The sequence below is a fragment of the Bacteroides sp. MSK.18.37 genome, from assembly GCF_019129155.2.
Lineage (GTDB): Bacteria > Bacteroidota > Bacteroidia > Bacteroidales > Bacteroidaceae > Bacteroides > Bacteroides ovatus.
In genome coordinates this window covers 3420133-3442274 of the sequence record NZ_JAHOIB020000001.1, presented here as the reverse complement: position 1 = coordinate 3442274, position 22142 = coordinate 3420133, and the positions used below count along the sequence as shown (strand labels likewise).

At 44.3% G+C, this 22142-nt stretch carries 11 protein-coding genes; 2 read left to right on the top strand and 9 right to left on the bottom strand.

Annotation, left to right across the window (positions count from 1 at the left end; genetic code table 11):
• Window positions 1–157: 157 nt before the first annotated feature.
• Window positions 158–4165: a hybrid sensor histidine kinase/response regulator transcription factor gene (locus KSX81_RS13630; RefSeq protein WP_074726655.1), complete on the top strand. Its 4008-nt coding sequence runs from the start codon at window positions 158–160 to the stop codon at window positions 4163–4165.
• A gap of 706 nt (window positions 4166–4871) precedes the next feature.
• Window positions 4872–6077: an ATP-binding protein gene (locus tag KSX81_RS13625; protein ID WP_217725518.1), complete on the top strand. Its 1206-nt coding sequence runs from the start codon at window positions 4872–4874 to the stop codon at window positions 6075–6077.
• A 146-nt stretch (window positions 6078–6223) separates the two neighbouring features.
• On the opposite strand, the gene KSX81_RS13620 is transcribed toward KSX81_RS13625, so the two are convergent.
• The 9 genes from KSX81_RS13620 to KSX81_RS13580 all read right to left on the bottom strand — a co-directional run bounded on the left by KSX81_RS13620 (window position 6224) and on the right by KSX81_RS13580 (window position 22136).
• Entirely contained in the window at window positions 6224–7078 is an 855-nt protein-coding gene (locus KSX81_RS13620; RefSeq protein WP_004296506.1) for a DUF4886 domain-containing protein, read from the bottom strand.
• 21 nt (window positions 7079–7099) lie between these two features.
• On the bottom strand, window positions 7100–8896 hold the full coding sequence (locus KSX81_RS13615) for a glycoside hydrolase family 2 protein (RefSeq protein ID WP_004296507.1): 1797 nt from the start codon (window positions 8894–8896) through the stop codon (window positions 7100–7102).
• A 106-nt stretch (window positions 8897–9002) separates the two neighbouring features.
• A complete protein-coding gene (locus KSX81_RS13610) occupies window positions 9003–10301 on the bottom strand; it encodes an acetylxylan esterase (protein ID WP_004296508.1) in 1299 nt (432 codons plus the stop codon).
• Between the two features lie 257 nt (window positions 10302–10558).
• Complete coding sequence (locus KSX81_RS13605; protein WP_004296509.1) at window positions 10559–12625, bottom strand: alpha-galactosidase; 2067 nt, start codon at window positions 12623–12625, stop codon at window positions 10559–10561.
• 7 nt (window positions 12626–12632) lie between these two features.
• Entirely contained in the window at window positions 12633–14501 is a 1869-nt protein-coding gene (locus tag KSX81_RS13600) for an FAD-dependent oxidoreductase (protein WP_004296510.1), read from the bottom strand.
• 53 nt (window positions 14502–14554) lie between these two features.
• The gene (locus KSX81_RS13595; RefSeq protein ID WP_004296511.1) at window positions 14555–15667 is read right to left on the bottom strand and encodes a glycoside hydrolase family 105 protein; all 1113 of its coding nucleotides are present in this window, start codon (window positions 15665–15667) and stop codon (window positions 14555–14557) included.
• A 29-nt stretch (window positions 15668–15696) separates the two neighbouring features.
• Complete coding sequence (locus KSX81_RS13590; protein ID WP_004296512.1) at window positions 15697–18150, bottom strand: beta-glucosidase; 2454 nt, start codon at window positions 18148–18150, stop codon at window positions 15697–15699.
• 78 nt (window positions 18151–18228) lie between these two features.
• Window positions 18229–20436: a glycoside hydrolase family 3 N-terminal domain-containing protein gene (locus KSX81_RS13585; RefSeq protein WP_004296513.1), complete on the bottom strand. Its 2208-nt coding sequence runs from the start codon at window positions 20434–20436 to the stop codon at window positions 18229–18231.
• 50 nt (window positions 20437–20486) lie between these two features.
• On the bottom strand, window positions 20487–22136 hold the full coding sequence (locus tag KSX81_RS13580; protein WP_004296514.1) for a hypothetical protein: 1650 nt from the start codon (window positions 22134–22136) through the stop codon (window positions 20487–20489).
• Window positions 22137–22142 lie beyond the last annotated feature (6 nt).

Below are 22142 nucleotides of genomic sequence, written 5' to 3'. Positions count from 1 at the left end.
TGATTTTCAAACTATCCGAATTGTATCCCGACCGGAGAATAATCGATTCGGGATAGAAAAAGATACAAAAGACACATATCTTCCCCTAAAATGATACATTCGGGATAAGGGATTTATGAACGGAATTCTTAACTTAGCAACGTGAAAAGATACAATTATGAAAAGACACTTACGAATTCCTTTGTTTCTTCTTATCTCCTTGCTGAATAGCCTGGCATCATACGCTTCAAACGAAATGAGTTTTCACCAGCTGGGAGTAAAAACAGGCATGTCCGACAATTATATTCAGGCGATAGAACGGGATAAATATGGGTTCATGTGGTTTGCTACCCGTGATGGCCTGAACCGCTATGACGGGTATCATTTCAAGACTTATACCACCCTCCGGCAAGGAGCTTACAACAATAGCGTAGAATGGGTAGCAGAAGATGCAGCAGGCAATATATGGATAAAAACTCCGGTTAACTATTGTTTTTATGACCGTGAAATGGACGAACTGGATAACAGAACGGAGCTTCTTCTGCACAAGATAGGTATCTTTGAAAGCCCCAGGCAATTATTCATAGATGACGACAAGAACCTGTGGTGTGTTGCAGACAACACATTGTATTACTACATCTTCTCCGATGAAACGCTGTACAAACAGTCACTTCCGGGCAGCGTAAACATTGCCGACATGGCATGCCGCAACAAAAGATGTTACATTCTCATGACCGATGGAAATGTAATTAACATAGACTGGATGCATAAATCCATAACCAAACTGTTTCATACGGAAATACATACCACTTATGTGCCTCACATTTATCTGGACTTTTCTTCCCAGCTTTGGGTGTACGCCCCGCACAGCGCGGATGTCAAATGTTATTCTCTGACAGAAAACAACTGGATTGACTTTGCCGCCCGAACGGAACTCAGTAGAGAACGAACCATGATTACCACAATAACCGACGACGGCAAAGGGAATATCTGGATAGGAACCGATGGCAGAGGAATATTCATATGCCCGTATGATAAAGAAAAGGGCAAGGTGACGCGTCTATTCAAGGATGTCGACAAATTATATTCCCTGCCGGACAATCACGTGACCTATATCTATAAGGACAACCGCGACGTGATATGGATAGGAACCGGCAAACAGGGCGTAGCCTATTCAGGTTTGAACAATCTGATATTCGAAAACCATTATTGTCCCCAACTGGAGGATGTCAGTTGTTTCTACGAAGACGGAGAGGGCAAACTATGGCTGGGATTTGACGGTGAAGGCATAGCCAGTTACGACAAGGATAAAAACACCTATACTTATTATAAATCAAAGAACAAAGAAATTCCTTCCGACTTGATTGTTTGTTCTTTCCATGACAACAAAGGCAGAGTGTGGTGGGGAAGTTTCGGCGGTGGAGCGTTTTATTATCAGAACGGCCAGTTCACTCCGCTCAAAGCGGCGGAAAATAATCCGGTGGAACTGCCTCAATACATACGTCGTATCACACAGGATAATGCCGGTAACTTATGGTTTGCCACTTACTCGCAAGGACTCTACTGCCTGGAACCTTCCGGAATGCTCAAAGATTATACAATGAGTAATTCAACTTTACTGACCAATTACATTGCCGACCTGGCATATGTTGATGGTCATTCTCTTTATGTGGCTACCAGTTCCGGAGTGTACCACATGAATACTTCCACCCGGGAAATGACGATATTGGAACAAACTGCCGACGGTGAAGAAGTGATACAAGATAAGTTCGCCAATTGCATCTATCAAGATTCACGCGGACTACTATGGATAGGCGGACGGAAAGGGGTCAATGTGTATAGCCCGAAGCAAAATAAGTTAATCAATTTGAATACCGCAAACGGTGTTTCCCATTCATATATACGTGCCATTATCGAAGATGCATCTCACAATATGTGGCTCACTACAGACCATGGCATCACCCACGTGGAAGTAGTGGAATCCGATGCTACCAGTATGCCCGACTTCCGTTGCCACCCTTATTATGAAGAGGATGGAATCGGTAACCTTACTTTCAATAATTTTTCAATCTTCTGCAATCACAGGAATGAAGTAATTGCCGGAGGCGGAGGAGGATACGTAAAAATTATCCCACGCGGCAATGACTTGTTTTACTTCGACCGCCAAGTAATATTCACCGACTTATATATTGATAATGAGTGTGTCAATGCAAACAGGCCCGCACACAACGGACGTATCATTCTCACAAAGAACATCCAGTTGCTTAACAACCTCAACCTGAACTATTCAGACAACAGTTTTGCTGTGGAAGTCTCGGCTATGGACTATGGCAATCTGCACAAGCTACAATACGAATACAGACTCAATAAAAACGAAGAATGGACAAAGCTGGAGGGAAACCGGATTTATTTCAATAAACTGGCTCCCGGAACTTATCAACTTCAAGTACGGGTAATGAAGGTTCATGATTATGAAAACGATGCAAGTGCTACACTTTCCATCAATGTGTATCCGCCATTCTGGCTTTCTAATATAGCTTATAGCATCTATGCATTACTGTTGGTGAGTGCCATATCACTTATCTTTATCCACATGAAACGGAAACACCGTCGATTATTGCTTCAACAAAAACGTGATATGGAAACGGTGCAGCAGCATGAAATTGACGAAGCCAAATTACGCTTTTTCACTAATGTAAGCCATGACCTGCGCACTCCTTTGTCACTTATCATCACTCCTCTTGAGCAAATATTGGCTACTAATACGGCACAAGACATAAAAAAGGAATTGAAGTTGATTCATCGCAATGCATTGGCACTCCTGGACGTTATCAACCAACTGCTTGATTTACGTCGGCTGGATAATGGTAAAGCCCAACTCAATCCTTCCCACGGTGATTTGGCAGATTTCATCAAAGAAGTATGTGATTCTTTCTATTCGTACGGCGACAAAAAGAATATTGCCTTCAGCCTTTCATTGAAAACCGATAATCTGGAAACAGACTTTGATAAGAATAAAATGCAGCGCATAATGCTTAATCTATTATCGAACGCATTCAAATACAACGTGAATCACGGAAGCGTGAACGTAGTGCTGGATCGTATCATAAAAGATGAAAGAGAATATGCCTGCATCCAAGTGGCGGATACCGGAATCGGGATACGTGAAGAAAACAAAGCTAAAATATTCGACCGTTTCTATCAAGAAGAGCACTCATCCACTGATTATATCGGCAGTGGCATAGGCATGCATATAGTCAAAGAATATGTTACTCTCCATAATGGCGACATTCAAATTCGCGATAATCATCCCCAAGGTACTATCTTTGAATTTATGTTCCCCATACGACATGAATGCAAGAACATAAATCCCACGGCAACGCCAACTGAAAGACCAGACATACAGGAAGAACCGGAGCAAGCAAAAACGCCAACAGGTCGTTCATTACTTATTGTGGAGGACAACGAAGATTTCCGACAATTCATTGTTGACTGCCTGAAAGACCGATTTACTGTTTATGAGGCCGAACAAGGTGAAAAAGCAATGGAGATATTGGCCCTGCATGATATCAGCCTTGTGATAAGCGATGTCCGTATGCCGATAATGAACGGACTGGAGCTATGTAATAAGATAAAGGGAGACTTCCGTTACTCACATATCCCTGTTATTTTACTAACTGCACGAACCGCCCAGGAACATATGCTGGAAGGATTGCGTGAAGGTGCCGATGACTATATAACCAAGCCTTTCAATCTGGATATTCTTCTACTCCGTATCCAAAAGCTGTTAGAATGGAGTAGCCGCAACCATCAACGATTCGGAAAAGTTGAAGTGTCTCCTGCCGAGATTACCATCAGCACTATTGATGAAAGGCTTATTGAGCGAGCCATACAAGCAGTGGAAGAGAATATGGACAATACAGATTTCTCTGTCGAAGACCTAAGCATGACTGTCGGAATGAGTCGTGGTCACTTATACAAAAAACTAATGACGATAACAGGCAAGTCCCCTCTTGAATTTATCCGTGTCTTGCGCATAAAAAGAGGAAAGCAATTATTAGAACAGAGTCAGGAAAGCATTTCTCAAATAGCTTATCAAGTGGGACTGTCACCCAAACAATTCGCTAAATATTTCAAAGAAGAGTTCGGATGCCTGCCTTCAGAATTCAACTGTAAAAAGGACTGATTCCCTATAAGAAAGCATGCTTTTGTTGCAATGAAAAATAAAAGATGGAGAAAGAAACTTGATTCCCTTTCTTGTTACAGTCAAATTCCTTACTAACTATTAGAATAAAAACCGCCTTCAGCCTTCAGTTCTTTAAAAAAGCCCCTTTTCATCGGTGATTTTTGCTGAAAGCACTCCTGAAAGCAAAAGTGTTTAACTCCAGTTCCTTTTGCCATATTTACTTTCAACAGAGGCTCTGTTGTAACAAAACGGAGCCTGCATTTCATTGTAACAGAGCCTCTGTTTTACCCAAATACAGGCTCTGTTTTGTTCAGCCCACGTGCTGGCGTGTTCGAGCCCACGCGCAAGCAGCCATAAGCCCACATTTCACCTCACTTTTGCCCACGTGGTGGATCTATAGATCCCGCTTGGTGGACATGTATATTCAGCATGGTGAGTATATATACCCATCACGCTGAATATATAGCTCTACTAGTAAGCCTGAAAAGCTGAATGCGCTGAAAGCACTCCCCCTTGCCTACAGTACCTTCCTGCAAGGGATGATATTTTCCGGTTTCAGCCGCTATCTCCTTCCAGCAAAGCGTTTACAGATAAAGCAGAAACGGCTGAAAGCGGATTATAGCATGAAAGTTCAATAAGAGGGTTTTGATTAAAACATTCCATTAAATCTCCGAAAGTTTAAGGTATAATTAAAACTTTCAGGCCCATGAACTTTCCTCGAATCCTCAAAAAAAGAAAAGGTTATATTGACCGAATAAAACCTTTTATGCAAAAATCAGTAGCCAAGGTGTTAACAGGGCAACGCCGTGTAGGCAAAAGTTTCCTCCTTTACCAACTTATTGAAGAAATTTTAGCAGAAGAACCGGATGCGAATATTATCTATGTCAATCTTGAAGATTTTACATTCAGTTCTCTACAAACAGCAGAAGATTTACACTCGTACATCATTTCTCATAGCAAAGAAAAAGTTAAGAATTATATCTTTATCGATGAAATACAAGATATTCCCGGGTTTGAAAAAGTCATCCGTTCGCTCCTACTCAATGAAGATAATGATATATACATTACAGGTAGTAACGCCAAGATGCTTTCAGGAGAACTCGCCACTTATTTAAGTGGCAGATATATCGAATTCAAAATATATAGTCTCTCCTATTCTGAGTTTCTTGAATTCCACGGATTAACTGAAAGTGAAACGAGTTACGAATTATATAGCCGTTATGGCGGACTTCCCTATTTATTAAATCTACCTCTCGAAGATGAAACAGTCAATGAATATTTGAAGAGTGTATATTCCACGATTGTATTTCGTGATGTTGTCAGTAGATACAAGTTACGCAATACTTTGTTCCTTGAGAAACTGATTCAATTTTTATCCGAAAACATAGGCAATCTCTTCTCGGCAAAGAATATCAGTGATTATTTAAAATCACAACATACCGCCATATCAGTAAACCAAATACAAAGCTATACAGAATATTTAAACAATGCTTTCCTTATCCACCGAGTAGAGCGGTATGATTTAATTGGGAAACGCGTATTTGAGATAGGAGAGAAATATTATTTCGAAAATATGGGAATCCGGAACATTGTCATCGGATATCGCATTACAGACAAAGCCAAAATATTGGAAAATCTAGTGTATAACCACCTTTTATACAAAAGTTACGATATTAAGGTTGGCTATTACGGAGATAAGGAAATTGACTTTGTCGGAGAAAAGAATGGAGAAAAACTATATATACAGGTCGCTTTAAAAATAGATAGCGACAAGACAGCAGAAAGAGAATTTGGAAACCTGCTAAAGATACAGGACAACTATCCCAAAATAGTGGTAACAGAAGATACATTCAGCGGAAATAGCTACGAGGGTATACGCCATTGTTCTATACGCCAGTTCTTAATGGAGTAAACCATACAATATACGAAAAATAAATGCAGTACACCATCGGGTTGCCACGAGCAATCAAATCGCCTTTGGTGTGCTGCATTTACATTTGAATCAAGTCATCTATAATACCATGGATTCTGCTGCAAGACGGGCGGCAATGTCCATTGTTAGTTAGTAATAGACAGATCGGTTACCTTATACGGATGCTTTACTGCTGCATGGGCAGCTTTCTGAGCAACAGCTTTTCGTGCCTCATCCAGCCCTTCCGGGGTATAAGGATTCCCGACTACATTGTGTTTGAAGATGCGTTCGAACCAGGTACAGGCAGCGGTATAACGTCCAATCTTCACATCCAGATGATAGCCGTCCCGATTCAGGTGGTCGCCGATGAAAGAGGTGCGCGCATTTTGTATGGCAGTGCCCGAAGGGATGACAATCTTTATCTTATTCGCCTTAGCCGCTTTCTTCACTGCATCGGCAATAGCCTGATACATGGTGAGTTGATTGCAGTTGTAGTTTTTAAATCCACTATGCCTGGAAGTAGATGCATACGCCCAGGTTTGGTGCAGCATCAGCTTTGTTTTCTTTGGAAGGCGTGCTTTTACATATTCTATGAGCTCGGGAAGAGAAGCTTCATACGTCTCATACATTCCCGAAAAAGGACTTGCCTGTTGCAGGCTGACGTAATCCCAGTCTTCATCTGCAAGCACCGTTTCCAAAGACATCTTACCCTTTTCCCGTTTTTTTCCATCTGTACCGATTTTCCGGTAGGCATAGGCAGGAGCATTGTCACGGGCATTTTTCACATGACGTTCCAGGGAACAGCCGCCAATAAACATATTGCCGATTATGGTTGAAATGCCTTCGGCTTCGGCAAGTTCATGCAGATATTGCTCCACGGCATCTTGGGAGAAGCTGTTGCCGATGGCAAGTATCCTGACCGTTTTTTGCTGCGCATACACTCCTCCGGCAAGAAGGAGCAGTATGCACATACAAATCACTACAATCTTATATTGCTTCATCACATTCAAATATAACTAAACTTATCGGTTATTTCTCTTTTTCATGTAATAATCTCTCATCAGATACCACGCTTTCTTACGCATACCTTGGTCGGATATGAGCCCTTTGCGGTTCCAGCCATCCTGATTGGTGGGGTGGAAACGGAATGGGGAACGGAAGTCGAACAGAATCCAGGGAGATACGCCACGCAGGTTCGGGATATTGTCGAACATACGGATATTGTCTCTGTACAAGCGTGCCTGGTATTCTTCACTCCAAGAGCTGACTACGTTCTCATCACCGGACTGACCGTACAATGCTTCGCCGCCAAATTCCGAGATAATCAACGGTTTGTCCGTCACTACTTCCCATATAGCGTCTTTCGGTTCCACAGGCCACGGATGATACCAGCCCATATATTTATTGATAGCTACGACGTCCAGTTGGGAAGTAAAAGAATCTTCCATTACAAAACGCTGTTTTTCGCTATTGAAGTGCACAAGGTCGAAAGCGGCAACATACAGGCGGGTAGTGTCCAGTTGCTTTCCCGTTTCGAGCAGGGAAGTAAGGAATTCATTCCGTTCTTTGGAAGGCTGTGTTTCATTGGCGACACCCCAATAACCTACCGCGCAGCGGTTCTGATCACGCTTAATCATTTCAGAAAGCATCCTCTGCGCTTTCTTACGGGTATCATTGTCTGTAAAGTCAATGCCTTGCCAAATGGGAATCTCCTGCCAGAGAAGGAAGCCCATCTTTTCCGCCAGGCGTACCGTGTACTCATTCTGCGGATAATGAGCCAGGCGAATCATGTTCACGCCAAGCGCTTTCGCTTCATTCAGCAACATGGCCGCATCGGCTTCCGAGAAAGCACGTCCCATACGTTGCGGGATTTCTTCGTGAAAAGAGATACAGCACATAAATGTCGGCTTCCCGTTCAGGTAAATATCAGTTCCTTTCACGGTGATATTGCGGAAGCCGATTTGCTCTTCCACACGGTCGGCACTTGAAGATACAGTCACGCCATAGAGTTTCGGTTCTTCCGGCGACCAGCGTTGCAGCCTCTTCGCATTCAATACGGTTTCCGCCTTTCCTTCTGCGTCGGTGGTGAGCTCCGCGTTGATTTTGAGTTCGGGGATGGCAACTGTTACTTTCTCACCAGCCTTTTTATCAGAAAGACGCACGCGGGCGATGATGCGGTCTGGAGTGTTTTTATCCAATTGGATGAAATAATCTTTTATAAATGTCCGGGGAGTTTTCACCAGCAATACATCTCTTGTGATGCCGCCATAGTTCCACCAGTCGAATGCCATAGCGGGAATGGCGTCTTTGGTACGGCGGTTGTTCACTTCTACCGCCAAGAAGTTGTCACCGTCTTTCAACAGGTCTGTCACTTCCACTTGGAAAGGAGTAAAACCGCCTTCGTGCTCTGCTATCTCTTTTCCGTTCAGGTAGACTTTGCTACGATAGCTGACAGCACCGAAATAAAGGAACTGGCGTTTGTCTGCCAAGCGTTTGGCATCAAAGTGACGGGCATACCATACAGTGCCTTCGTAATACTTCAATTCGGGTGATTGAGAGTTCCAGTCTCCCGGAACATTAAGACGCAACCCGCCTTCAAACGCATATTCGTAGAAATCAATATTTCCTTCCGGTTGCCGGTTTTCATAGATTTTCATCCGTTGTCCCTGGTCGTACAGGTCGATGATGGCATTCCATTTACCATTCAGCGAATGGATGTTGCGACCATATACATTCGTTATCAGCTCCTGTGCCGCAACGCTTCCGGCAAAAGCGATTAGCAACAATAGACATAGACTTAATTTCTCACCTGTTTTCATTTAAGTATGTTGTTATAATTAGTGTATATAATAAGTTCAGGCACGGATTACACGGCTTTTAGAATAGAATAGGTAAAACAACAGTGTTAATCCGTGTAATCCGTGCCTATTTCGATTTATTTTTTAGGAAATTCATTACCCAGTTCCAGGCTGCGCTCCACTGTTCGGCATAGGCATAGTGAGCGGTCGTTTCAGCTACAAACAGTTCTTTTGGAGCATTAATCACGTTATAAGTGGAGTAAGTGGTGGTAGGCGGACAAACTCTGTCATTATATCCGAAGATATAAAATCCCGGCACTTTAACCTGACGGGCAAAGTTGACTACATCAAAATACTGAATGGTTTTAATCTTTTCCGGTGTCCGGTTCTTCTCATCCTTAAACAGATGCGGCCAACCGCCTGCACGACCGTGGGCATAACCCGCCATATCACACAAAGCAGGATAGAAAGAAACCAATCCCTTGACACGAGCATCCAGTCCGGCAATTACAATGGAAAGCGCACCGCCCTGGCTTCCTCCAAAAGTCGCCAGATTACCGTTAAATTCGGGAAGTGTGTAAATGAAATCAATGGCTCTCACACAGCCTGTATAAACCCGTTTGTAATAGTACTTGTCCCGATTGTCCATATTGAACGAGTGGTAATTCTTCAAAGCACCGTTATAAAGCCGGTGATACACATCTCCCGTCAGGTTGACCGGAATGCCGTGGATACCGATTTCCAGAATAATAAAACCTTTTCCGGCACGTTCGGCTTCTCCGTTATAGGCACGGATGCCTGCGCCCGGCACTTTCAGAATCGCCGGATATTCCCCGGAAGCCTTCGGAACACAAAGGATGCCGTACATACGGGACGCATAGTCATTGTTCGCAAAGGAGACATGATATACGTTCACCTTATCCGTGCACCTTTCTGGCAGTAAAGTCATTATCGGTTCCAGTGCCCACTTTTCAGCGGCTTCTTTGGTACTTTTCCAAAATTCCAGAAAGTCGACGGGCAACGGAGTGGTCGGTTGCAATTTTTCAGGAGAAAAGCCGACGGTAGCCACGCCTTCATACTCACGCCCTTGGCAAGTGACAAAAGCACGGCAACGCAGGAACCCTTCTTTTTTCATAGTCCCTGCGTTAATTTCAAGCTTTTCATTCTTCAAAGGCTGTTTGCCTGTCTGATGAGGTTTCATCATGTCTTCCGAAATCTCATAACGTACTTCCAGATTATCCTGTGGGATATTGCATTTCAATACCACTACTTTGAATTTCACTTTTTCTCCCGGTTTATACAGCCAATTGGTGTGGTCTGGAGTGACCTGCACTTGAACCAGTCTTTCCTGCGGCTGTCCCCATGCAACTATCTGCATGGAGACAAATGCTATCAGGAGAAGAAGAAAACGTACACTTTTTACCATAGTTCCCTATTTTATTTCATTTGTCGTTGTTATATTAATATCCCATTTATCAGCTATTAATACTCATTGTCTCAAACTATTAATACCCATTATCTCAACTATTAATACCTATCCGCTCAGCTATTAATACCTGACAACTCAACTATTAACATCCAACAGCAGAGGTATTAATGCTTCTCTCCACCTACCATACTACTCTGCGAATCAGAAGTTAACACATCACTCGTTATTAGCGTAGAATGCAGATAGCCGCCTTTTTATGGTTTTACTTCGTATTGATAGAGTGCGAAAGAGTTCTTGTCATTTAGCTCGAAACTTACTCTACCCTGTGCGCCGACTTTTGCAGCAAACTTCTTGCCACTTCCCATCACAGGGATAAAATCCACTTTCTTGCCTTCAGGAAGCCAGGTGTCAATAGTCCCCCTAGCTTGCTCGTTGTCTTCACGGTAAACAACAAGATAACCTTGCGTGCCGGAGACGGTCGATTGGAATCCGGTCCACGAGCGTCCCGAGGGTTCTTCACCAATAGGCAGTATGACGCCTTGATGAAACCGGAGTTGCAAGGGTTGGTATTTCTTGAGCAGAGATGCCGTAATATAAGCCTCTTCGGGCAAGTTCGAAGCCTCCATCCAAGCCAACGGCTGTGCCGCCAAGGTGATAGCAAAGAGGTAATCGAAACTGTAACGGGCGGGGGCAAAAGGATCGGCAGCGTCATACTTGTCGGCATTACGCCATTTATTAAGAAACTCTATCTGCATCTTCTCCGCCGGTACATAGCGAGACAGCATCCAGAGGTTGCGCAAGGTGCGATAAGGGTAATAGTTGCCCCAATCGGTATAGCGGTTTTCCAGGAAGATGTTGCCGTACTCGTTCATATAGTGATACCCGCCGCGACGACCGGCAGTGGCATCGAGGTTGAAAATCACTTCATAGTTGGTTTGCTCCAACACGGTATCAAACAGTCGGCGCAGATTCTGTTCGGCTGTCTTGGTAGGTATCTGCAGGCCGTCTATCTTGAAACAGCAGATGCCGTACTTCTTATAAAGTCCGATAATGGCTTGCGCATCTTTTTGCCAATCGGCAAAATCATTCTGTATGCTGGGGTTGAACCATAATCCGATGCGAATACCCAATTTCTTGCCTTTCTCTACAATAGGTTTCAGACCATGAGGGAATTTCGTGGGGTTGGGCGTCCAGTAACCGGTATTCTTCCAAATATCCTTAAAACTACCTCCGGCGGTCTTTGAGTTAGGGCTTTTTCCGCTCTGCCAGCCATCATCCAGTTGAAAGAGGGTGATGCCCATGCGTGCGGCACGGTCTAGTTCTGCCAGACAGAAAGCCTCATCTATTTTGGCATCCTGGCTACGGTCGCCCCAGGTATTGAGCATAATCATCTCATCCTGTGCGGCGGTATGATGACGCAGTTGTTTCTGATAGAGGCGCAAGGCAGTAAGCGCTTCTTGCTCGCCGCCGGTATAGATGCCGGTAACGCATCCATAAACGCGGGTCCAGCTATCCGGCTTTACATCATGAGACGCAATGCCCAGCCCCACTACCATAAAATCGCTAAAGTCCGCCACGAAGTCAGAACCCGGATAATGTAATTGGGTACTGCTGCTAGGAGCCTCTTTCAAAAAAAAGAAGCCTTGACGCGTAACTACGTCATGAGCAAAAAGCAAATTACCACGATACGTATTGCGACGGTAAGGAAGCCAGGTACGCCCGGTCACCAGATTGTCGTTCCAATCGGTGTAGTCGAAAAACTCTATTGTGCGGGCACTCCAATGATTGCCGGATAGTTGCAGCCTGTCGAGCGTGGGAGTTTTCACCCCCGTAGCCATATCGGCCGTGTGCTCTATATTTTTGCGGTCAGCGTTAGAGCGGTTATCCTCCTTATTCTGATAAAGTTCCACTTGTCCTTTCAGATAGGTGTCGCAAGCAATGGCGGGACAGTCTGCATAAATGCGATAGCGACGCTCTATATTCAGCGAACCGATAGTGCAAGCCACGGTAGCCTGCAGATAACTGGCGTGGATGCCGTTCGTCGGTATCTCGTTCACGGTGAGCGTGGCATCCGTAGGGATACCTTTCACAATCGAGAAATCGGGTTGTTTGCCCTGTACCGGAATGTTTTTTCCGTGTTGCTTGTCAGTAAGGCTGATGGTAACGGGTGCACCGTTATTCCACAGCATGGCGCGTTCCATATAGTTATTGCCTATACGTAGCGTGTCACCTTTCAGAAAAGCGTAATACTGTTGTCCTCCCCAAAGCGGCAAGGTACATATTGCCGATAGAAATATCGTAATAATATTTTTTTTGCTCATAGTTTGTCTACGGTTTGATGTAAGCTCCCGGAACTTCCAACAATTTGTTGGGTTCGTTGAAGCGTTGGTTATCGGGCACATCGCGTTTGCCCAGACCCGCTTGCATAAGTTGCTTCAGTTCGGGCAGGTGATGATGATAGATATCGCGCGGCTCTACACTACGTTTGTGGCAGAGTCCGGCTGCCATACCTACTACTTCACCCATCATGCCGGTAGTACGCATCACACGTACCGTACCCAAAGCTACATGGGTGCAACTCATATTACGACCTGCCATAAAGAGATTGTCCACATTGCGCGAATAGAGGCAGCGATAGGGAACGGCATAAGGATGAATCCAACGATGCACCGTAGCCGACTTGAATTCATTGCCGGGAAAGCGGACACTGTTCACGCTGTCGGGGAAGTGAAGGTCGATGCTCCAGGTCGTGGTAAACGAAGCATCCTCATGCGCCACATTCTTGTCTATATCGTCCTGTGACAGTACGTAGTCGCCCAAGAGACGGCGTGATTCACGTTTGCCTGAAACATACGCCACCCAGTCGAGGGAACGGTTGGCATACTTCTTATGGTCTTTATAGTGATTCTTCAGATAGCTCCAGTTGGAATATATCACCAAAAGTCCATAGTCGCGTACACGTTCAGCTTCGCTGACTTGATTGCGGTTCATACCCGTTTCCCATTTCCACTCGCCCATAGTTACAGGCTCACAGTTTTCAGCGTCAAAGCGCACGCCATATTCAAAATGAGGGAATGAGGTTTTCTTCTTCATATCCTTACTATACCATTGTATAGAAGCCCCCATCACCAATGAGTCGGGTTGCTCGGGAGCAAGGCTCTCGCCATATTCATCGCGACCTTCACGCCCCATAGCCCAATCGGCACCGGCTAAATAGCCTATGGTAGCATCACCTGTGCAGTCGCTAAAGAGAGGAGCGGTAAGTTCGGTTTGTTTGCCTGTCTCGATGTGCTGGATAGTGACTGACGCAATGCGGTCTCCTTGCATCTTCACGGCTACCGCACGTTGAGAAGCATAAAGGGTAATGTTCTTTTCGGCCTCTATAAAGTCTTCCTTCTTCTGGTCTTCATAGTAGTCGCCCGGTTGGGCATTGCCGGAACGTTCATGACCGAATTCACGTATCATACGCCCCAATCCCTGATTAGGTCCCATTTCGATGATACCGCCGAGGTGTACACGAATCTCCGACGAGTTATTACCGCCCAATACAGGACGGTCGTTCACTAATGCCACCTTACAACCTAATCGGGCAGCAGATGCGGCAGCACACATTCCAGCTATTCCCCCTCCTACTACCACAAAGTCGTATTGATGAGCGGGCACCGGCTGTTGTTGTCGCAGGCGGGTACGAAGTGCGGCTGTCTCTGCCGCATCCCAGGTAGCGGGCTGCGTATTCGCATCGGTCGTAAGGTAAATGGCATCGCAACGACCGTCGAAACCGGTGAGGTCTTTCAGGGCAAGGGTGGTAGTCCCTGCTTTCAATACTGTCTTTCCGGCAAATTGCCATTGCCAGGAATTACCGGTATGTCCTAATGTAGCTTTCAGCAATTTGCCGCCTAAAGCCAGGCGGAACTTTCCGGGGCCCTCGGCATCGGTCCAAGGTGAAGTCCAGTTGTAAGTACGGGCATATACGTAGTAAGTGCCCGCCTGGGGAATGTTGATTTCTGCCGTAGCATCCACCACAGGGATGCCCATGCCATGTGCCATGAGATAGGGCGAACCCATTTGATCCATGAACTGCTGGTCGAGCACCCAGCCGCCTCGCTGGCTGAAGCTTTCTGCTTCGATGAGCAGTTCTTCGGCTACAGCCACAAGGCTACAGGCTACGGCTATGCATGTCAATAAGATTTTTTTCATCACAGTACAGCGTTTTTATGATTATTGTCTACTATCTTCACAGAGGGAACAGATTATCTCGCCATTTTGTAAATTTCATTGCCTGCCATCAAAAAAGCACCAACTCCATAAACCTCCGTCATGTCACGAGTCACTTTCTTCGGGTCGGCACCGATTTGCTGCACATAACCCAGTTTCCCATTCGGTTCCACAGCCGAGACTAATGCATTCCAGCCTTTTATCATTACAGGAAGATAAATTTCCTTATCCAATAAACCTTCGTTTATTCCATAAGCAATGGAATAGACAATGAAAGTAGTGCAACTTGTTTCCGGTGATGGATAAGAGGCAGGATCCAAAAGACTGGCATGCCAGAAACCGTCCGGATGCTGTAATCCGGCAACACGGGTAGCCAGTTTTACAAATAATTCCTCATAGAATTTGCGGTTCTTATCTTTCTTGGGCAGTTCCTTTAATATTTCAACCAGACCACCAAGCACCCAACCGTTGCCACGTCCCCAAAAGACTTTCTTGCCATTGGCTTCGCACTTATCAAAATAACGCCAGTCACGGTAGAACAAGTTTTCTTCTTTATCGAACAGGTAATCATAAGTCGCTTTATACTCACGATTCATAAATTTGATATATTTTTTCTCTCCGGTCAGCATATACAGTTTGGCATATACAGGGGGAGCCATAAAGAGAGCATCACACCAAGTCCAACGTTCCAAGGTCTTTAAGTCTCCCTCCACCAGCTTGAAACTACCTTCGGATGGATGATTGACAATCCATTCCGTACGGGCGAGCGTAGGGATAATCATTGCTTCGTCTTTGTACTTGCGGTATAAATCCAAAAAGGACTGTGATACAGCGATGTCATCAGCATGATAAAACCGTTTGTCCGGCTGCCAGCAATTCCGTCGGCCTATACGGGTAAGCCACTTATAATATGTATCATCATTGTCTTCTTTTTCAGCCAATTCCGCCCAATCCACCATGCCGACATAAAGAGCACCTTGCGGCCAGTTCAAGTCGTCATGTTCAGGAGCGGGGTGTGGATTGGCAATCTGCCAATCCGCCACCTTTCGCATGATAGACTTTATTTCTGCTTTTTGAAAAGGAATCTCTGTTGCCATTATAAAAACGGAACATAACAGAGACGCTCCCAATAAAAGTGTTTTTTTCATTCTATATTTATTTGTTTATCATTCGGTCATTACAGTTCAACCATAGCCTTTAAAGGCAATTGACTGGAAGCAGGACCGACTAAGATCTCAAAGTCTCCTTTTTCCACTACAAAGCGGTGTTGATTCATATCGTAAAAAGAGAATGCATCCTCATCCAGCACAACAGAAACCCGCTTCTTCTCCCCTTTCTTCAAGAATACCTTTTCATATCCTTTCAGTTCTTTCAACGGACGGGGAACAGAAGACTGTACATCATGCACATACACTTGTGCCACCTCCGAAGCATCCATCTTACCTGTATTCTCTATATCAAAGCTAACGGTAACCTGATGCTCACCCGTTTTCTCCGCAGCCATATTACTATAAGCGAAAGTAGTATAGGACAAACCGTAGCCAAACGGATAGAAAGGTTCTTTTCCCGAACGGTCGTATCCACGATAACCGACAAAGACACCTTCGGAATAGTCTACACGCTTAATCTCCGCCTTTAAGTTCTCGTAATAACTGCCGTGCACTGGATTATCTTCCCATTTCCGCTCGATAGAAATCGGTAGCTTTCCGCTTGGAGAAATCTTACCGGTCAGGATTTCAGCAATTGCCTGACCGCCTTCCTGCCCCGGATACCAGGCCATAAGAATCGCTTTTGCAGCATCATACCAGTTGGTGAAATCCACACCGCCACCGGCGTTCAGTACAACCACAACATTGGGATGCATAGACGCAATCTTCTTGATAAACAATTCCTGATAGCGAAGCAAGGCAAACGGACGGTCAAAGCCTTCGCCTTCGGTATTACTATTGAAACCTGTGCAGAACACAACATTATCCACCTTTGCCAATCCTTGACGAAGTTTCGCCTCATTAAGGCTATAAGCATTAAAACGAATGATGGCCGAAGAAATATTATCAAAGAATTCAATCCGGAAACGGTATTCCTTACCACCCTCAACCGGCAGTTCAACTTCACGGCTAGAGTATGAATGATTTCCCCAATCTCCTGTAATATGCTTGTCATTCACAAACAGACGATAACCGTCATCACCACCGATATGAAGTTTCAACTGCCCGTCAGTTTGTGACATGTAGCAGGCTGTCCAACGGACAGAGAATCCATCTGTCGGAAAGCCGTCCAAAGGTGCTCCATATCCCCAGTCATAATCAACAGAGGATTCCGTGCGTATTACTTCAGGCTGGCCCGAAAGGGTCTTGTTTTTAAAGTATTCAGCTTTGAAGCCTTTCATCTGACGATTAGCATCAGTATAAAACTCATGGACAATATCTTCATAAATCACATCATCCGTCAATAGTAACAGATTCTTTTTCTTCAATTCTTTCAAGCCTTGAGCCACTGAGACGGTAGAAAAAGGAGTGACAAAACCACTGCCGCCACCGGTAGGAATCAAATTTGCATTAGGCCCCATTACGGCTGTCTTTCCTTTCAGTGGGAGCAAGTTTCCTTCATTCTTCAACAGGACTACACCCTCGCGCGCCAGTTCTAAAGCTGTCTGGCGGGAGAAAGGATTATCCTCTGCGATGTTGCTGTCTTTCTGTTCCTTATCCAGCATACCATAAGCAATCAGAGTTTGCAGGATGTGTTGTACTTTCAGGTTGATGGTTTCTTCTGTCACTGTGCCGGCTTTGATAGCAGGCAACAGATTCTCCAAATTCATAAAACGTCCTTTCGGCATTTCGAGGTCAAGTCCGGCGTTAGCAGCGCCTACGGCGGAATATACAGAAGTCCAGTCCGACATCAGAATACCTTTGAAGCCCCAAAGATTGCGCAAGACATCAATATTCAACCATTTATGTTCGGTGGCATGGACACCGTTCAACAGATTGTAGCTGTTCATTACGGCGCCGACATTGGCTTCCTGTACTGCTTTCCGGAAAGCCGGGAAATAGATTTCCTGCAAAGTACGTTCGTCTATGTCAGAGCTGGCATGGTGGCGGCTCCATTCCTGGTTGTTGGCAGCAAAGTGTTTGATTGTAGCAATGACTCCTTCCGATTGTACTCCCAGGATATACTGTTTCGCCGTTTCACCTGTCAAGTAAGGGTCTTCACCGAAGTATTCAAAGTTACGGCCGCACAATGGAGCACGATAGATATTCACGCCCGGGCCAAGCAGAATATTAACTCCTCTTGCCTTGGCATCCTGTCCCAAGCCTTGCCCTAACTTATAAAGTAATTCCCGGTTCCAAGTAGAAGCGGAAAGTATTCCGGAAGGATATAAAGTGCTCTTGGGAGCATGATTACGAATTCCCTGCGGCCCGTCAGCCAACTTAATTTCAGGTATTCCCAAACGGGGAATGGCACGCAGAGAAAAACTGGTATATCCGGAAATATACTCTATTTTCTCTTGCAAAGTCATTTTTGATACAATGTCCTTCGCACGTTGTTCGGCTTGGGGAGTGATTGTCTGTGCACAGGTTAATATGCTCCATGCAAGCATACATAAACCTATGCCTCCTATTTTCTTTTTCATGGTGATTCTGTGTTAATATAATATGTGTAAAAACCAACTTAGCTATCAGCTCTTCACACACTTTTGTTCTTTACATTTTTAGTCTATCAGTTCTATTTTAACGGTCTGTCCTTGTACCAGAATATGATATTCGCCGGCTTCAAGGAAGCGTTTACCATCCTCATTGACAAAACCGAAATCACGTTCCAGGTCGATGTCGAAACGGAAAGTCTTCGTTTCTCCGGCTTTGATAAATTGTTTCTCAAAGTGTTTCAGTTCTTTCACCGGACGGGTGATAGAGCAATAAGGATCGGAAATAAACCAATGAACAGTCTCTGCTCCATCGCGGGCACCGGTGTTGGTGACGGTCACTTCTGCCGACAGTTTATCGCCGCGCTTCACCTTAGTAGCAGAAGGGGTAACAGTGCCATACTTAAATTCGGTATAACTTAATCCATGCCCGAACGGATATAACGGATCGCTTGTTATATCTTTATAAAATCCCTGATGTCCGCGTCCGCTCTTGCGGCGATTATAATAAATAGGAATTTGTCCTGTGGAATAAGGGAACGTCATGGCTAGTTTACCGGAAGGGTTGATACGTCCGGATAAAATTCCTGCCATTGAACGTGCACCATTTATTCCCGGTTGCCATATCTCCAATATAGCATCACAAAGAGGTTCCATGCGATTTAATTCCAAGGGACGTCCATTAGAAAGCACCAATATAATAGGTTTACCAGCCTCCTTTAGTTCTTTCACCAATTCTTCCTGAATCTGTGGCAAAGCAATCGTAGAACGGGAAGCATTCTCACCACTCCAGGTAAGCATCTCACCCAAACAAACAATGACTACATCAGACCAACGAGCAACGTCCAATGCGCCAGCAAAACCTGAACGGTCATTGCCCTGCGGTTTGCATCCCATTGCATAACGTAATTCGGCATCTCCTCCAAACTCGGCAGTCAACCCATCATAAAGCATTTCCACATCCGTATCTTTTCCATGTCCGCACCAGGAACCCAATAAGTCCCAACCATTTTTTGCCATTGGACCTACTACGGCAATCTTTTTTTTGTTTGTAAGTGGTAATATCTGATTGTCATTTTTCAACAGCACCATTGATTCTGCTGCCAGTTGAGCGGCCACAGCCATACTTTGCGGACGGAAAAAACGATCCTTCTCATTAGTAACCGGAGTATAAGGACGTTCGAACAAACCCAGACGGAATTTTACACGCAATACTCGACGGACTGATTCGTCAACTTGTGCCATTGTTACCTTACCTTCCTCTACAAGCTCTTTCAGATAACGATCGTAGGCATGAGACATCATATCCATTTCAAGCCCCGCATTAAAAGCATACCGAGCAGCATCTTTCTTTGTAGCGGCTAATCCCTGATTCTTTAACTGTTCCACAGCCCCCCAGTCAGACACAATGAACCCGTCATGTTTCCAGCGTTTCTTTAATATCTCGGTCATGATATAAGGATTAGCTGACCCAGGTACTCCACTGATGTCATTGAAAGAACTCATCAAAGTGGCCGCACCAGCTTTCACCCCCATCTCATAGGGCAGTAGATAAGTATCCCAAAGAGTTTGAGCTGAAATTTCGGTATAAACATAATCTCGCCCAGCCTCCGAAGCACCATAACCTACATAGTGTTTCAGACAAGCAGCCATACGGTTCTCTGCTGACATATCATCTCCCTGATACCCACGCACCGAAGCAGCGGCAAACACTCCATTTGTATAAGGATCTTCACCATATCCTTCGGCTACACGTCCCCATCGAGGATCACGTGCCACGTCGATCATGGGAGAAAAAGTCCAATCAACCCCAGACATGCGGGCTTCTTGTGCAGATACCGCACATGCCTGTTCTACCAATCCCGGATTCCATGAACAGGCCTGCCCCAACGAAATAGGATATATGGTGCGAAATCCATGAATAGCATCGTAGCCAAAAATGATGGGAATGCCCAAACGAGATTCTTCCATCGCTTTTTTCTGCATACTATTACGCAACTCTGGATTTATATCAAAGTAAATCAAAGAACCAATCTCTGACGGTACTTTTTTCACTTCTTCGCCAACATTATTCACATTGTTATTTCGTCCCAATGTATATTGGTTTAGCTGCAAAATCTTTTCCTCCAATGTCATACGCGATATTAAATCATCAATACGTTTTTCAATTGGAGCTTTGGCATCCTTATACAAAGGAATACTCTTTTTATCTTTTGACGAAAGAGAATGTGTGACTCCCAATAGGCACAATCCCAAAATCAAAACTTTTTTTCTCATCTGTTTTTTCGTCGGTTAGTTATCATTTCTATTTTTCAATTGATTATGACTTACCGAGCTGTCACTTCAAATAATTTCAACCATCCGGCAGATGTCACATTGTTCTTCACAGCAAGGTGAATTCCAATCTCATTCTGCTTTGTCGTATCAACAATACCAACAGCCCACATGTATTTACCTGCCTCCACGCCTTCAACCCGGGTTGTAAACGTATATGATTTAGCCGCACCTTTCACCCAATCACAAGCTTCCGGTTCTCCATCAACAAATACATACTTCGGTTTATCATTCTTGGTGTCCAATAAAGCAAAAGCTACTTTATATTTATTCTTCCACTGGGGAATATTTGTCGGACAATATCCCCAACCAAAATTATTCCAACGGTGCGCTATTTCAATCTGTTTACCATTAGAGATAGTTGTAGGCAAAGAAATTCTGTCCGGAAATAAACGGTAGCTTCCTTCTGTACAGAATTGTTTAACTAATTGGAAAGCTTCATTAAACCATGAATAAGCTTCTCCATTATGAAAGTCTGAATTATAGCGTAAATCCATCATATTGACGCAAGCTGTTTTAGCCTCATCAAACTCACCTTGACGTACTTCTGCATAATTGGCATATCCATCTCCCAGAATCGAGTTTCCATGAGAATTTTTCACCCAGCCACCTTCCATTACTACAGGAACGAGATACTTCCACTTGGCTATAAAATTGCGTTCCCAAGTAGAATAGTAAGTTTTCATACCAAACGCATCGTGACGTAATGAATATCCTTTAGCTACTGCTTTTCCTATTAATCTTTCAGTATCTTTATCATAATTATTGCCGTCCCATTCCTTACTTGTACCTATCCAACGATGATAATTTACAAACACAGGAACTTTATCAAATACTTGAGAATATAAATCTGTCACCCAATCGAAAACAGCCTCACGAGTCGGCAGCTCCGGTTTTCCCAACTCACGCACCTGATAGTACCATACACTATGATACTCTCCCCATTTTCCAAATCCTGAACCACTTACAAACTGTACTTTGTCGGGATCATTAAAATCCTTAGCCAAAGCCCTGATAAATTTCTCATAATATTTCTGGAAAATAGGATCATCCGGATAGGGAGACCATACTTTTACTGAACCTGTTTGTGTTTCATATCCTTTCGCGCCAGCCTCTTTTACAAAATTCGGAGTAAAATTATAGTGCTTATCACGGCTATCCACCACAAAAGTAAAGGCCAATTTCATATTTCTTTGCTTAGCTCCCTCTATCAACATCTTCAGTCGCTTAGCCGAAGGGGTATCACAATCGGAATTCCATGCGTATTTTCCTTCTTCAGGATTAAAATCAGCCCAGGCACCACGAAGGTATAAGGTATTTGCATAATCAGAGACCTTTACAGTGCCTTCTGATGACGGGAAATTATCATAATCCTGCCAGAATGTGGAAGATAAACCATCACCAATACCCGCATATAATACCCATCCGGAAAGAGGATTATGCAAAATGATATTTCGATTCTGCTTTACCGTGACAATGCTGTTCCCAGGAATAGAAGTATCTTCTACCAAACCATCATCACCATTATCACCTCCTTCTTCATCATTATCACTGCCGCAAGCGACTAATGATATAGCCATAGAAAAAATAAGCCCGCAACTTATTTTTCTCAAACTGCACATATTTTGAAAATTAATCTTCATACCTAT

What these genes read in the sequence shown, in the direction of transcription:
- KSX81_RS13630 (WP_074726655.1), top strand. Translation starts at nt 158, where the DNA reads ATGAAAAGACACTTACGAATTCCTTTGTTTCTTCTTATCTCCTTGCTG.
- KSX81_RS13625 (WP_217725518.1), top strand. Translation starts at nt 4,872, where the DNA reads ATGAACTTTCCTCGAATCCTCAAAAAAAGAAAAGGTTATATTGACCGA.
- KSX81_RS13620 (WP_004296506.1), bottom strand. Translation starts at nt 7,078, where the DNA reads ATGAAGCAATATAAGATTGTAGTGATTTGTATGTGCATACTGCTCCTT.
- KSX81_RS13615 (WP_004296507.1), bottom strand. Translation starts at nt 8,896, where the DNA reads ATGAAAACAGGTGAGAAATTAAGTCTATGTCTATTGTTGCTAATCGCT.
- KSX81_RS13610 (WP_004296508.1), bottom strand. Translation starts at nt 10,301, where the DNA reads ATGGTAAAAAGTGTACGTTTTCTTCTTCTCCTGATAGCATTTGTCTCC.
- KSX81_RS13605 (WP_004296509.1), bottom strand. Translation starts at nt 12,625, where the DNA reads ATGAGCAAAAAAAATATTATTACGATATTTCTATCGGCAATATGTACC.
- KSX81_RS13600 (WP_004296510.1), bottom strand. Translation starts at nt 14,501, where the DNA reads ATGAAAAAAATCTTATTGACATGCATAGCCGTAGCCTGTAGCCTTGTG.
- KSX81_RS13595 (WP_004296511.1), bottom strand. Translation starts at nt 15,667, where the DNA reads ATGAAAAAAACACTTTTATTGGGAGCGTCTCTGTTATGTTCCGTTTTT.
- KSX81_RS13590 (WP_004296512.1), bottom strand. Translation starts at nt 18,150, where the DNA reads ATGAAAAAGAAAATAGGAGGCATAGGTTTATGTATGCTTGCATGGAGC.
- KSX81_RS13585 (WP_004296513.1), bottom strand. Translation starts at nt 20,436, where the DNA reads ATGAGAAAAAAAGTTTTGATTTTGGGATTGTGCCTATTGGGAGTCACA.
- KSX81_RS13580 (WP_004296514.1), bottom strand. Translation starts at nt 22,136, where the DNA reads ATGAAGATTAATTTTCAAAATATGTGCAGTTTGAGAAAAATAAGTTGC.